The organism is Bradyrhizobium sp. BTAi1 (assembly GCF_000015165.1).
Classification (GTDB): Bacteria; Pseudomonadota; Alphaproteobacteria; order Rhizobiales; family Xanthobacteraceae; genus Bradyrhizobium; species Bradyrhizobium denitrificans.
This window is the reverse complement of record NC_009485.1, coordinates 920,686-934,051: the sequence shown is the minus strand read 5'-3', so window position 1 is coordinate 934,051 and position 13,366 is coordinate 920,686. Positions and strand designations below refer to the sequence as shown.

General features: G+C 66.5%; 11 protein-coding genes and 1 tRNA gene. 2 read left to right on the top strand and 10 right to left on the bottom strand.

Going from position 1 to position 13,366, the window contains the following annotated elements; translation table 11 throughout:
• Positions 1-27 precede the first annotated feature (27 nt).
• From BBTA_RS04230 to BBTA_RS04205, 6 genes are all read right to left on the bottom strand, one after another.
• Positions 28-534 carry a UPF0262 family protein gene (locus tag BBTA_RS04230; RefSeq protein WP_008962298.1) on the bottom strand — a complete coding sequence of 169 codons (507 nt, stop codon included), beginning with the start codon at positions 532-534 and terminating at the stop codon, positions 28-30.
• The gene (gene hisD, locus BBTA_RS04225) at positions 531-1,826 is read right to left on the bottom strand and encodes a histidinol dehydrogenase (protein WP_012041205.1); all 1,296 of its coding nucleotides are present in this window, start codon (positions 1,824-1,826) and stop codon (positions 531-533) included. Before hisD ends, BBTA_RS04230 begins: the two co-directional genes overlap by 4 nt.
• Before the next feature lie 94 nt (positions 1,827-1,920).
• Positions 1,921-2,364: a DUF2948 family protein gene (locus tag BBTA_RS04220; protein WP_012041204.1), complete on the bottom strand. Its 444-nt coding sequence runs from the start codon at positions 2,362-2,364 to the stop codon at positions 1,921-1,923.
• A gap of 24 nt (positions 2,365-2,388) precedes the next feature.
• Complete coding sequence (gene murA / locus BBTA_RS04215; protein WP_012041203.1) at positions 2,389-3,678, bottom strand: UDP-N-acetylglucosamine 1-carboxyvinyltransferase; 1,290 nt, start codon at positions 3,676-3,678, stop codon at positions 2,389-2,391.
• Positions 3,679-3,819: 141 nt separating this feature from the next.
• Positions 3,820-5,532: an FAD-dependent oxidoreductase gene (locus tag BBTA_RS04210; protein ID WP_012041202.1), complete on the bottom strand. Its 1,713-nt coding sequence runs from the start codon at positions 5,530-5,532 to the stop codon at positions 3,820-3,822.
• 24 nt (positions 5,533-5,556) lie between these two features.
• Positions 5,557-5,739, bottom strand: a complete 183-nt coding sequence (locus tag BBTA_RS04205) for a hypothetical protein (protein ID WP_012041201.1) — start codon at positions 5,737-5,739, stop codon at positions 5,557-5,559.
• Positions 5,740-6,088: 349 nt separating this feature from the next.
• Between BBTA_RS04205 and BBTA_RS04200 the strand changes: the two genes are divergently transcribed.
• Positions 6,089-6,163: transfer RNA gene (locus tag BBTA_RS04200), tRNA-Thr, on the top strand.
• 358 nt (positions 6,164-6,521) lie between these two features.
• On the opposite strand, the gene poxB is transcribed toward BBTA_RS04200, so the two are convergent.
• From poxB to BBTA_RS04180, 3 genes are all read right to left on the bottom strand, one after another.
• Positions 6,522-8,252, bottom strand: a complete 1,731-nt coding sequence (gene poxB / locus BBTA_RS04195) for a ubiquinone-dependent pyruvate dehydrogenase (protein WP_012041200.1) — start codon at positions 8,250-8,252, stop codon at positions 6,522-6,524.
• A gap of 880 nt (positions 8,253-9,132) precedes the next feature.
• Positions 9,133-9,507 (bottom strand): hypothetical protein, encoded by a 375-nt coding sequence (locus BBTA_RS04185; RefSeq protein ID WP_041750316.1) that lies wholly within the window; start codon positions 9,505-9,507, stop codon positions 9,133-9,135.
• Positions 9,508-9,600: 93 nt separating this feature from the next.
• A complete protein-coding gene (locus BBTA_RS04180; protein ID WP_041750315.1) occupies positions 9,601-10,239 on the bottom strand; it encodes a VOC family protein in 639 nt (212 codons plus the stop codon).
• Between the two features lie 331 nt (positions 10,240-10,570).
• On the opposite strand from BBTA_RS04180, the gene BBTA_RS04175 reads away from it, so the two are divergent.
• Complete coding sequence (locus BBTA_RS04175) at positions 10,571-11,131, top strand: carboxymuconolactone decarboxylase family protein (RefSeq protein ID WP_012041197.1); 561 nt, start codon at positions 10,571-10,573, stop codon at positions 11,129-11,131.
• A gap of 115 nt (positions 11,132-11,246) precedes the next feature.
• Here the strand turns inward: BBTA_RS04175 and BBTA_RS04170 are convergent, their stop codons facing one another.
• Positions 11,247-13,322 carry a methyl-accepting chemotaxis protein gene (locus BBTA_RS04170; RefSeq protein WP_012041196.1) on the bottom strand — a complete coding sequence of 692 codons (2,076 nt, stop codon included), beginning with the start codon at positions 13,320-13,322 and terminating at the stop codon, positions 11,247-11,249.
• Positions 13,323-13,366 lie beyond the last annotated feature (44 nt).

The window sequence follows — 13,366 nt, the reverse complement described above, 5'->3', positions numbered from 1 at the left end:
TGGACGCGTGGCGGCCGGCCCGCCGCATCACTGGCCCTCGCCCTTCCAGTGCAGCACCGTGATCAGGGTGAACAGCCGGCGCGAGGTCTCGAAATCGACCCGCACCTTGCCCTTGAGCCGCTCCTGCAAGGTGCGCGAGCCCTCGTCATGGATGCCGCGGCGGCCCATGTCGATGGCCTCGATCTTGTCGGGCGTCGCGGTGCGGATGGCGTTGTAGTAGCTGTCGCAGATCATGAAATAGTCCTTCACGATCCGCCGGAACGGCGACAGCGACAGCAGATGCGTCACCACCGGCGTGCCGTCCTCCTTGCGGATGTCGAACATCAGCCGGTTGGCGGTGATGCCGAGATGCAGGGTGAAGGGGCCCTGGCCGTCGGCGCCCTCGGGCGCGAACAGGTTCTCCTCGACGAGGTCATAGATCGCGATCGCCCGCTCATGCTCGATGTCCGGACCGGAGCGGCCGATCGACTCCTCGTCGAGCGTCACCGCCACGATGCGATTGGTCCGGTCGTCGCCTGGCGGGTGCTGGGTCATGGCAGATTGAGGCGTATTCCCACGGAGCGTGAATGGGCGTCGAGACCCTCGGCCTTGCCCAGAGTCATCGCTGCTGGTCCCAGCGCGCGCAACTGCTCCGGACCGCATTTCAACAGCGACGTGCGCTTCATGAAATCGAGCACGCCGAGACCCGAGGAGAACCGCGCCGAGCGCGCGGTCGGCAGCACGTGATTGGAGCCGCCGACATAGTCGCCGATCGCCTCCGGCGTGTGCGCGCCGAGGAAAATGGCACCGGCATTGCGGACCCGGGCGGCGAAGGCATCGGGATCCCTGGTCATGATCTCCAGATGCTCGGCGGCGATGGCGTCCGCCAACGGCACGGCCTGGTCGAGATCCTCGACCTCGATGATGGCGCCGAAATCGGCCCAGGACGCGCCGGCGATCTGAGCGCGCGGCAGCGTCTTGAGCTGGCCTTCGACGGCGCGGGCGACGTCGTCGGCCAGGCGGCGGCTGTCGGTGATCAGGATCGATTGCGCGCTGGCGTCGTGCTCGGCCTGGGCCAGGAGATCGGCGGCGATCCAGTCGGCATTGCCGCTGTCGTCGGCGATGACCAGCACCTCGGACGGGCCGGCGATCATGTCGATGCCGACCTTGCCGAACACCAGCCGCTTGGCGGCGGCGACATAGGCATTGCCGGGCCCGACGATCTTGACGACCGGGGCGATCGTCGCGGTGCCATGCGCCAGCGCGGCGACCGCCTGGGCGCCGCCGACGCGGTAGATCTCGGAGACGCCGCCGAGATGCGCGGCGGCGAGCACCAGCGGATTGAGCTTGCCGTCGGGCGCCGGCACCACCATCACCAGCCGGCTGACGCCGGCAACCTTGGCGGGGATGGCGTTCATCAGCACCGAGGATGGATAGGCCGCGGTGCCGCCGGGCACATAAAGACCGGCGGATTCGATCGCGCTCCAGCGCCAGCCGAGTTCGACCCCGGCGGCGTCGGTGAAGCGCTGGTCCTGCGGCAGCTGCTTGAGATGGAAGGCTTCGATGCGGTCGCGGGCGAATTTCAGCGCGTCCAATGTCGCAGCATCACAGGCCGTCACCGCGGCCTCGATCTCGTCCGCGGTGACGCGCAGCGAGGCCGCGGTCAGCTCCAGCCGATCGAACTTGCGGGTCGCCTCGAGCAGCGCCGCGTCGCCGCGTTTGGCGACGTCATCGACGATGGCGCGGGCGGCGGCTTCGACGTCGGCGGAGGTCTCGCGCTTGGCGGCGAGAAACTGCCGAAACTGGGCGTCGAAATCGGCGTGAGCGCGGGACAGGCGAATGGGCATCTCTGGCACTTTCCGAAGGGGTGGCTGCCCCCGACCCCCTGCTCAATGGCGCGGCAGCGCGGGGCCGTCAACCCTTTGAAACCGCCCTACCCGGTCAGCGGCGGACGTCGTCGAGACCGTCTGACGTGCCGAGGTCATCCTCGCCGAGATCGGTCAGCTCGCATTCCAGGCATTCGACATCGAGTCGCAGCGCGCCGCCATGAGCGAACAGCAGCAGGGCGCTGCCGGCCGGCGGCTCGGCACCGATATGAAATTCGATGCCGATCAGCTCCAGCACCGTCTCGGGCGCGGCAAGGTCGATCCGGCGCGACTTGCAGGCCTGCACGCGGTCGAAGCGCAACGCGGCCAGGAGGCGGCGCGGCTCGCTCTGGCCGTGCAGCGCCTGGGCCCAGTCGAGCCGGTTCATGCCGATCACCAGCCGCTTCTCGGCCTGGCGCCAGATGATGTCGGCCGGCTGCACCCGCGCGTCCTGCACATGCGCGGAGATCACCGCGAGATCGTCGGCATCGAGCGCGATCAGTTTCAGCCGGTCGGTCACGGTCTCATCCTCTTGGCCCAGCCCTCACTCGCGGATGCGCTCGATCGTGGCGCCGCAGGCCTTCAGCTTGTCTTCCAGCCGCTCGAAGCCGCGATCGAGATGGTAGACGCGGTTGATCATGGTTTCGCCTTCCGCCGCCAACCCGGCGATGACCAGCGACACCGAGGCGCGCAGGTCGGTCGCCATCACCGGCGCGCCGCGCAGGGTCGAGATGCCCTCGATCCGCGCGGTCTCGCCATCCAGACTGATACGCGCGCCGAAGCGGGCGAGTTCCTGGACGTGCATGAAACGGTTCTCGAAGATGGTCTCGGTGATTTCAGACGCCCCCTGCGCCCGCACCATCAGCGCCATCAGCTGGGCCTGCAGGTCGGTGGGAAAACCGGGAAATGGCGCGGTCGCGACCTGCACCGGGCGGATGCCATGGCCGTTTCTGACCACGCGGATCCCCTCGGCATCGCTCGAAATCTCGGCGCCCGCTTCCATCAGCACGTCGAGAGCGGATTGCAGGAGCTCCGGCCGGGCGCCGGCGAGATGCACGTCGCCGCCGGTCATCGCGGTGGCGATCGCATAGGTGCCGGCCTCGATGCGATCGGGCAGCACCGTATGCCGCGCGCCGTGCAGAGCGTTGACACCCTCGATCTCGATCCGGGGCGTGCCGGCGCCGCTGATGCGCGCGCCCATCTTGTTGAGGCAGTCGGCGAGGTCGGTGATTTCCGGCTCGCAGGCCGCGTTGGTGATGACGGTCGTCCCCTTGGCGAGCGCCGCGGCCATCACCGCGACATGGGTACCGCCGACGGTGACCTTGGGGAAATCGATTCGACCGCCGCGCAGCCCACCCGGTGCCTTGGCGACGACATAGCCGGCGTCGATGTCGATGCTGGCGCCGAGCTTTTCCAACGCCATGATCAAGAGATCGACCGGCCGCGTGCCGATGGCACAGCCGCCGGGCAGCGACACCCGCGCCTCGTGCATCCGCGCCAGCAGCGGCGCGATCACCCAGAAGCTGGCGCGCATCCGCGACACCAGTTCGTACGGCGCGGTGGTGTCGATGATATTGGCGGCCGAGATCTGCAGCGTCTGGCCCTGGTACTGACCGTCGCCCGGGCGCTTGCCGACGGCCATGATGTCCACGCCGTGATTGCCGAGAATGCGCTGCAGCTGGGCAACGTCGGCGAGGCGGGGGACGTTGTCGAGGATCAGCGTTTCCGGCGTCAGAAGACCGGCGATCATCAGCGGCAGAGCGGCGTTCTTCGCGCCCGAAATCGGGATGGTGCCGTGAAGCGGGTTGCCGCCGACGATGCGAATGCGATCCATGCTGATCCTGCTGGGCTGATCGGGAAATTTGGCTGAGATGGGCGCAACAGGACCGACATTACGGCGATTTGATGAGTTCGCAACGGCAGGTGGCAGCCTCCGGGAATTCATCCCCCGGACTGTGCCATCGACCGCAGCGAATCACACCGGTGGCACCAGCGGATCGGCGAGAAAACCGTGCAACGCCGCCACCACCTGGGCGCCCTCGCCGATGGCGCCGCCGACCCGCTTGACCGAGCCGGAGCGGACATCGCCGACCGCATAGACGCCGGGCACCGAGGTCTCCAGCGGCGACACCATCCGCCCCGCATTCTGCTCCGACTGCGCGCCGGTCACGACGAAGCCGGCGCGGTCGAGCGTGACACCGCAATCGCCGAGCCAGCCGGTCGCTGGATCAGCGCCGACGAACAAAAACAGGTTGCGGATCTCGGCCGGTGCGTCTTCGCCCGACAGCCGGCTCCTGAGGGTGATGCGCTCCAGCCCCGTATCCGGACCACCGTCGAGCGCGACCACCTCGGTATTGAACAGGAGCTCGATGTTCGGCGTCGCCTCGATGCGCTCGATCAGATAGCGCGACATCGAGGCGGCAAGCCCGCCGCCACGGATGATCATCCGCACTTTCTTCACGTGGCCAGACAGAAACACCGCGGCCTGCCCCGCGGAGTTGCCGCCGCCGACCAGGGCGACCTCCTGGCCCACGCACAGCCGCGCCTCGATCGGCGAGGCCCAATACCAGACGCCGCGGCCCTCGAACTCCTTGATCCGGGCGAGATCCGGGCGCCGGTAGCGCGCGCCGCTGGCGACCACGACCGCGCGCGCCCGCACCTCGTCGCCGCCCTCGAGCGCCAGCACGAAGGCGCCGTTCTTGCGCTCGCAATCGAGCGCCGTCACCGACACCGGGATCATGATCTCGGCGCCAAATTTCTGCGCCTGGTTAAAGGCGCGCGCGGTCAGCGCGAGCCCGGTGATGCCGGTGGGAAAGCCGAAATAATTCTCGATGCGGGCGCTGGCGCCCGCCTGGCCGCCGAAGGCGCGCGAATCGAGCACGGCGACCGACAGGCCTTCGGAGGCGCCATACACCGCAGTGGCCAATCCCGCCGGCCCGCAGCCGACGACGGCGACGTCGTAGATCTTCTCGCCACGCGGACCGCCGATCATGCCGATGGCGCGCGCGAGCTCGGTCTCGCTCGGATTGCGCAGCACGCTGCCATCGGACACGACAACCAGCGGCAGGTCCGCCGGCGTCGGCGAATAGCGCGCGATCAGGTCGGCGGCATCGTGATCGACGGCGGGATCGAGCAGATGATTCGGAAAGCCGTTGCGGGTGAGAAAGCTCTGCAGCCGCGCGATCGCCGCGGATTGGGGCGAGCCGATCATCACCGGACCGCCGGCGCCACCCTGGATCAGGTTGACCCGGCGCAGGATCAGCGCCCGCATGATGCGCTCGCCGAGCTCGGCTTCGGCGATCAGCAGCGCCCGCAGCTTGTCGGGAGGAATCAGGATCACCTCGACATCGCCTTCCGCCTGGCCATCGACCAGCGCGACGCGGCCGGAGAGCTGGGCGATCTCGGCCAGAAACTGCCCCGGCCCCTGGTCGATCACCGGCGTGACGTGACCGAGGCCGTCGCGCTGGGTGATGGCAACATGACCACTGAGGATCACGAACATGCCGGGGCCAGGCTTGCCGGTCTCGAACAGCAACTCGCCGTCGCGATAGTTACGGATCTCGCCAAAGCCGCGCAGCCGGGCGATCTCCTGCGCCGTCAGCTCCGGAAAAGTCTGCTCGAATCGGGCAAAGCTCTTTGCCAGATCCACCCGCTGCGCCTCGGCCGCCGTCCCGTCATCCGCCTGCATCACGCACCCCTCTTCAAACTTGGCTCAACGCTTCGATTCGTCGGGGCCGCGCACGCCGGCCTTGTCCAGGCCGGCATCGGGCGCGGCCAGGATCTGGCTCCGTTCGCGGCTCTGCGCCTTGCGCCGCTTCAGATTTTCGCGCAGCGCCTGCTTCAGCCGCTCCTCGCGCGATCCCTTCGGCATTGGCTTGCTGGTCTGATCCGTCATCCCCTCCTCCGGTCCCTGACGTGGGGGCACAATTGATGCGGCGGGCGCGAAAGCCAAGAGGCGATGCGGCGCAGACGGTAAGTTCCGCGCCATCCGGCGTCGCCTGCCCGAATGGGGAGTTGCGGCGACAGCCACCGCCGGCCCGTGAATTCGGCGGCCGAGCCGAAAAATGTAGCCCAGACAGGCCATTTCGAACCGAATCCGGGGCCCTGAGCACGATTTTGACGAAGGCGCCCTGCGTCTTTCCCCGAAAACCGGGCGAGCCGCGCTTGCGCCCGCGGGGACCTTGTGGCAAGAACCGCCCGCGTTCGGGCGCGGCCTTCGGGCCTGATCCCCGCGAGTCCCTTCTGCTGCCGTAGCTCAGTGGTAGAGCACTCCCTTGGTAAGGGAGAGGTCGACAGTTCAATCCTGTCCGGCAGCACCATCCATGTTCCCCAAAATACCTGTCGCACCATCTCGGCCGCATGGTTCAAGACGCGCCGTGCTTGGGACTGCGAACGCCCACCGACCCGGGCGCGGCGCTCCTCACCATGAGACGCCGGCTCCGAAGCCGGCGCTGCACATTGGCCATGAGCAGCGTGCTCATGGAGAGCGGCGACGGGTCCATGAGGGACGACGGCGTCACTGCAGTTTTGAATCGGGACGCTCGCCACACCGGCGGAGCGCCCCCTCCCCCGCAAGCGGGAGAGGTGCACCGGGGTCGTGGCACGGGGCGCGCGTCCAACCGCAACATGGCCCTCACCCCTCAGCTCCGCTCTGTACTCTCAGCTCACCTCCGCCCCTCACCGCGGCAGCAGATTCTCCTTCGCCAGATCGATCACCTCGTCGCCGCGGCCGCTCATGACGGCGCGGATCAGCCAGACGCTGAAGCCCTTGACCTGTTCGAGGCCAATGGTCGGCGGCATCGACAGCTCCTGCCGGGCGGTGACCACGTCGAGCACCGCGGGGCCATCATGCGCGAGCCAGTCGGCGACCGCGCCCGGCAGTTCGCCGGGATCCTCGACGCGGCGGCCGTGGATGCCCATGGCCTGCGCCATCGCGGCGAAATCCGGATTCTCCAGATCGGTACCGTGCTCGACGAAGCCGGAGGCCTTCATCTCCAGCGCAACGAAACCGAGCGTGCCGTTGTTGTAGATCACGACCTTCACCGGCAGCTTCATCTGCTTCAGGGTGATGAGATCGCCCATCAGCATCGCGAAGCCGCCATCGCCGGACAAAGAGATCACCTGCCGCCCCGCTTGCGCGGCCTGGATGCCGATCGCTTGCGACATCGCATTGGCCATCGAGCCGTGCACCAAGGAGCCGACCAGGCGGCGGCGGCCGTTCATGGCGATGTAGCGCGCGGCCCAGATCGTCGGCATGCCGACGTCGAAGGTGAAGACGGCATCGTCCGACGCCGTCTCGCTGATCAGCCGTGTCAGATATTGCGGATGGATCGGCCGGCGGCCGGGCGTGCCGACGGCGAGATCATCGAGGCCCTTTCGCGCCGAGGCGTAGCGCGCGAGATTGTCGTCGAGGTGACGGCGATCGGACTTGGCCGTGAGCTTCGGCAGCAACGCGCGGATGGTCTCACCGACATCGCCGACCACGCCGACATCGAGCCGGGCGCGGCGGCCGAGCTGGCCCGGCCGGATGTCGACCTGCGCGATTCTGATGTCGTTCGGGATGAACTGCTTGTAGGGAAAATCAGTGCCGAGCATCACCAGCGTGTCGCAGCTGTGCATGGCATGATAGCCCGAGGAGAAGCCGATGAAGCCGGTCAGGCCGACATCGTAGGGATTGTCGTATTCGACATGCTCCTTGCCGCCGAGCGCATGCACGATCGGGCTCTGCAGCGTCTCGGCGAGTTGCATCAGTTCGGCATGCGCGCCGGCACAGCCGCGGCCGCAGAACAAGGTCACGCGCTCGGCGCCATTGAGCAGCGCCGCGAGTGCAGCGAGCTCCGGCTCGGCTGGCCGCACCACCGGCTTCGGCGGCACCAGGCCGACAGCCGGCGGCAGCGCCCGTTTCGGCGCAGCCTTCAACGCGACATCGCCGGGAATGACAATCACGGCGACACCGCGCTCGCCGGCTGCGGCGCGGATCGCGTTTTCCAGCACGAACGGCATCTGCATGGGATCGGAGATCAGCTCGCAATAGACGCTGCATTCGCGGAACAGGTTCTGCGGATGCGTCTCCTGGAAATAGCCGCCGCCGATTTCGCTCGATGGAATGTGCGCGGCGATTGCCAGCACCGGCGTGCGGCTGCGCTGCGCGTCATAAAGACCGTTGATCAGATGCAGATTGCCGGGACCGCAGGAGCCGGCACACACCGCGAGCTTGCCCGTGATCTGCGACTCCCCCGACGCCGCGAAGGCCGCGGCCTCCTCATGCCTGACATGCACCCAGTCGATCGTCTGGCGCACGCGCAGCGATTCGGTGAGCCCGTTGAGGCTGTCGCCGACGACGCCATAGATTCGTTTCACGCCCGCGATTTCAAGCGTCTCGACGATCTGGTCTGCAATGGTGGCCATGAGCGAATGAGTCCTTTCTAAAAGCCTTGGAGAGATGGGCTGGAGAGATGAGAAGCGCGCGGCTGATATCGGACATCACATCCGCCACGGCCCGCGCCGGCCAATCAAAAATTCGCGGCTAGGAAAGTTCCCGGGGATCGCCGCGCAGCGGCTTGGGGAAACACGGCAGGATGTCGAACGCGTGACATCGCCTCCTCGCGGCGCGCATGGCGTCCGAGCTTTGCTGCAGGACCGCCCTCTTTGAACATCAAGGGCGCAGGGAAGGCCGGGAGCCTGCCGCTCCCATGGCCCGCCTGCAGAAAAAGAATGCAGGCGGCAGTCACCACAGGTTCGGCTGGGGCATCCCGGCCCTCCCTGCGCGATGGGCTTACGATTTATACGCGCTCTCCCTGGGGACCGGGCTTGTTTGCCCCCATCGCCCGCGATGCGCCGAGCACATCAGCGAGCTTGACCTCAGCATCGGGAGGCCAGGACCACGCGACTTCGTCGTCCGGCATGTCACCAGCCGTCTCGCGCTGACGCGCCTTGGCGACACACCGGCCATCGCATCCCACACCCAACGCTCGTGACGACTCGCGAAGCGCCCCTCTTCGATGAGCGCGGGACGCCGGAAAATCTGGACGCGATTTGCCCGACGGGGCAAGCCGAAACTGTGCGACAAACTGGCACGACGGGCAGTTTGGGCATGGCGGGTATGCGGGACTACGGAGCCAAGGGAGGATTGAGCCGGCAGCTGAGCGGCGCGATAGCGTGTTACTCGACAGGCAGCCGCCCACACCATCCGAGTTGCGAGACTGACAAATGCTCCTGATCGATCACCTTCTGCCGAACTATCAGTTCTCCGAGCGGCACGAGACGCGCTTGCGCTCGTCCGTATTGCTCACTCAACAGCCAGGACAAGGAGAGAAATTCCTGCCCAGTCAATCACGACGCACGCCAAAACCACCGTGCTGCACAAACCGACCCGAGCTATCCGCCTGATGTTGGCTAGAATTGCGATCAACACAATGTTAAGAGGCGAGAACACGAGGACAAAGTAGATGGCCCAAAGATACTGCGATGATCCGTCCATCACGGTCCCCATGATCGTTACAATCCACGTTGAGAGTCCGATGACGATCCCGACGAACAAGGTCCATCGATAAGCCAGCGGGTGCAGGTCAAGAAAATACGTCGGGAACACGCATCCGATCGCAGCGATTGTCGAAAGATGATTCACCATCGGAATCGCGTTGAAAAATTCAGAGGCGCCCATGGGTCGTTTCCGAGCTGGCTCTTGCAGTCTCAAGGCGCAGCCAAAAACCATTGGGCGGCGACGTCGTCCGGCGGCACGGCACATCCCTGCAGCTCACGTCAGCTCCTTCAGGCCGGCCGGTGTTTCAATCTGCGCACGATAGCGCAATTGCGGGCCGGGCCTGATCTCAGGCGGACGATCCACCGGAAGCGCACGATAGATGGCTTGCAGCGCCGTTGGGTCCGGATATTCGAGCGTGAAAGACCTCAATCGCGCGCCGAGATCCGCGATGCCCGCCATTGCACGTGGCTTGCCGCGCCTGTCGATGATGGAGGGGACTGCACCATCGTGCGGTAACGAGCCATCCTCGGGAATGGTGAAATCGAATGACGGGTCGGCGTCCGGCAGCGCCACCTTTGCGCCGAACACATCTGGATGTCCGACCATGACCACATCAATTAAATCCGTCCGCGCGACCCAGCCGCGCAGGCGGCGCCCGTCGTTCCAATCCTCACGCACCCTCTTCTGATCATCCAGACCAAACCAGCGCGAGCGCCGCGGCATGGCCGCCTCGGGATCGACGGCCACGATTTCCAAATAGACCCCGTCGCCGAGCTGAAGCAGGTGATTGTGAGTCCCCATATAGTCATGGCGCCGCCCGAACGGAACATTGAGACCGAGGCAATAGCGAACATGCGCAACGCCCTCGGCGAGGCTCGGCGCGATGACCGTGAGATGATCGAGCTTCAGCATTCCTTCTTGCCTCACCGTCTCACAAATCAAAGTTCGTTGCAGCGACGTCGATAGCAGGCAGGCACTTACGTTGTCCGCTCAATGCGAGGGGATGGCGCGATCTCTTGCGCAGGCCATGTCGTCACATCTGAATGCGGCGTCCCATGAAAATTCTCGATCTTCTGGTCGATTCGCTTCTCGTCGATTCCGAGACATCTCCAGCGATCCGCCTGCAGCCCGCTATGCCTACATGTTCATCAGCTCTGCTGCCATGATGCCGGATCGTCACCCGAACGTCACTTGCTCCGCTGTGCCGCTGAAGTAGCATAGGGCATCGCAACAGGAGATATTCATGCGCCTTCCCATTCTCAGCCCGGACGCGTTGAGCGACGAGCAGAAGCCGCTCTATGCCGATATGAAGCAGGGCATTCAGGCGAGCTTCAAGGGCTTCGTCAACATCCGCGACGACGGCGCGCTGCTGGGCCCATGGAACCCGTGGCTGCGCGAGCCGAAATTCGGCAAGGCGGTGTGGGAGCTGGTGAAGACGATGGTGGACAAGCCGTCGCTGCCGGCGACGGTGCGCGAGGTCGCGATCCTGGTGACCGGCGCGCATTTCCGCTCCGCCTATGAGCTCTACGCGCATGTGCTGGTGGCCGAGCAGCGCGGCCTGTCCGACGACAAGCTCGCGACCATCGTCGCCGGCCAGCGGCCGGCCGATCTCACGAGGCCCGAGGCCGTCGCCTACGACTTCGCCTCTGCCCTGGTCAATGGCGGCGTGCTACCGGAGCTGACCTACAAGGCCGCGGTCGAACAGTTCGGCACCCATGGCGCCGCCGAGCTGTCCTATCTGGTCGGCCTGTATTGCATGGTGTCGGTCACGCTCAACACCTTCGACGTGCCGGTCCCGGAGTAAGCGAAGCTCGTTGCGTATCAAACGGCGGGGCGAACGCAAATGATGCCCGGCGTGTCCAGATCGTCATGGCCGGGCTTGTCCCGCCTGCGCGGCCGGATGACGTATCAAGCTCGCGTCAAGCCGCCCGCACCGAATCCAGGAAGCGGCTGACCTCGTCGCGGAGGCGGCAGCTCTGACCGGACAGCGACTTGGCGGCGGACAGCACCTGGGACGAGGCGGAGCCGGTGGCATCGGCGCCCTGGCGGACATCGGCGATGTTCGCCGACACCTGCTGGGTGCCATGGGCCGCCTGCTGGACGTTGCGCGAGATCTCGCGGGTCGCCGAGCTCTGCTCCTCGACCGCGGAGGCGATGGCGGACGCGATCTCCGACATCCGGGCGATGGTCTCGCCGATCTCCTTGATCGAGCCGACCGATTCCTGGGTCGCGCTCTGGATGCCGCCGATCTGCTGGCCGATCTCGCCGGTCGCCTTCGCGGTCTGCTCGGCCAGCGCCTTGACCTCGGAGGCGACGACCGCAAAACCACGGCCGGCCTCGCCGGCGCGGGCGGCCTCGATCGTGGCATTGAGCGCGAGCAGGTTGGTCTGTCCGGCGATCGCATTGATCAGTTCGACGACGTCGCCGATCCGCGCGGCGGCCTTGGCGAGCTCCGCGACATTGTCATTGGTCTTGCGCGCCTGCGCCAGCGCCTCGCTGGCGATGCGCGCGGAATCCTGCACCTGGCGGCTGATCTCGTTGACCGAGGAGCTCATCTCCTCGGCAGCTGCGGCGACCGAATGCACGTTGGTCGAGGCCTCCTCGGAGGCCGCGGTCACCACCGTTGCGAGCTCCAATGACCGGCCGGCCGTGGTCGTCAGCGAGGCAGCTGAGCGCTCCAGGTCGGCCGACGCCGATGACACGACGCCGACGACCTCGCCGATCGCCATCTCGAACTCGCGCGTGAAGCGCTCGACCCGCTGGCCGCGCTCGATCTTCGCCTGGGCTTCGGCGGCAGCCGCCTGCTCCGCGCGCTTCTTCTCGAGCAGGGCCTCCTTGAAGGTCTGCAGCGAACCGGCCATCGCGGCGATCTCGTCGTCGCGATCGCTGGTCGGCACGACGACATCGTCGTTTCCGGCGGCCATCTGGCCGATCAGCCCGGTGAGGCTCACGATCGGATTGATGACTCGGCGGCGCAGCAGAGTGGTAACGAGCACGAGAATGCCGAGCAGCGTCACGACCACGATCGTCGCCAGCGCGAGCATCATATAGGCCGTGTCGCGCGCGGCGACCGCCCGGTCGCGCGCCTCGGCGATCGCGGCGTCGCGCACGATGAAGAATTTCTGCACGGCCGGGACCACGGTCTCAGCCAGCTGATCCGCATTGAGAGAATAATTGAGGTCGCCGAGACCGGCCGCGATGTCCTTGTCGACGATCGGGATGGCGCGTCCAAAATAGGATTCGCGCGCGTCCTTGAAGGCGGCAAGCAGGCGCTCCGGATTGCCGAGCTGGTCGATGCCGGCCTCGAGACGCTCGCGATCGACCTCGGTGCGGCCCTGAGCGCGGTCCATTGCCGCCTTCTCGGCCGGGGTCACAGCCCGCCGCGCGCTGAGCGCGGGCGACAGAGCCGCGGCGCGGCCTCCGGCGGTGACACGCAGATCCTGCGCGGTGCGGGCCACGTCGAGCAGCGTGGTCAACGACGCGTCGGCATTGGCGATGTGGTTCTGCAGGCGGTTGAGGATCGGCTCGATGGCGAGGGCCACCTGGGTGACACCGGGGAGAAATCCCTTGATCACGGCCTGGTCGCGCGCGTTGAGCGGCACGTTCAACGCGGGGTCCACCTTGGACAGGATCTCGGACAGCTTGGATGAGGCCTGCTCCAGGCTGCGCATGATCTCCTCGCTGTCAGACACGTTGGCGAGCTGCGCGCGGGCCTTGGCGAAAGAGGCGTCCGCCGACTGCCTGATCTTGCGCACGCCCTCGAGCTGCGCGGGGGAGGCAGGACCCTCCTGGAAGATCGGCGTGATGTAGGGGGCGCGATGGCCGACGACGTCCTGCGCGAACAGCAGCACGGCGCCGAAGGCCTCGACGGTCTTGATGGCTTCAGCCTTGTCGTTGACGGCCCTGACCTGCTCGATGACCACTTGCGCGGCGGGCAGAATGGCCAGCGCGGTCACCGACAGCATGGATATTGCGAACAGACGGCCGATTTTCATCGTTGAATCCCGGTTTCGATCCGGCGACGCTACGGGCCGATCGC

Excerpts from the sequence above, each read along its gene's own strand:
- BBTA_RS04230 (WP_008962298.1), bottom strand. The coding sequence starts at position 534 with ATGACCCAGCACCCGCCAGGCGACGACCGGACCAATCGCATCGTGGCG.
- hisD (WP_012041205.1), bottom strand. The coding sequence starts at position 1,826 with ATGCCCATTCGCCTGTCCCGCGCTCACGCCGATTTCGACGCCCAGTTT.
- murA (WP_012041203.1), bottom strand. The coding sequence starts at position 3,678 with ATGGATCGCATTCGCATCGTCGGCGGCAACCCGCTTCACGGCACCATC.
- BBTA_RS04210 (WP_012041202.1), bottom strand. The coding sequence starts at position 5,532 with ATGCAGGCGGATGACGGGACGGCGGCCGAGGCGCAGCGGGTGGATCTG.
- BBTA_RS04205 (WP_012041201.1), bottom strand. The coding sequence starts at position 5,739 with ATGACGGATCAGACCAGCAAGCCAATGCCGAAGGGATCGCGCGAGGAG.
- poxB (WP_012041200.1), bottom strand. The coding sequence starts at position 8,252 with ATGGCCACCATTGCAGACCAGATCGTCGAGACGCTTGAAATCGCGGGC.
- BBTA_RS04185 (WP_041750316.1), bottom strand. The coding sequence starts at position 9,507 with ATGGGCGCCTCTGAATTTTTCAACGCGATTCCGATGGTGAATCATCTT.
- BBTA_RS04180 (WP_041750315.1), bottom strand. The coding sequence starts at position 10,239 with ATGCTGAAGCTCGATCATCTCACGGTCATCGCGCCGAGCCTCGCCGAG.
- BBTA_RS04175 (WP_012041197.1), top strand. The coding sequence starts at position 10,571 with ATGCGCCTTCCCATTCTCAGCCCGGACGCGTTGAGCGACGAGCAGAAG.
- BBTA_RS04170 (WP_012041196.1), bottom strand. The coding sequence starts at position 13,322 with ATGAAAATCGGCCGTCTGTTCGCAATATCCATGCTGTCGGTGACCGCG.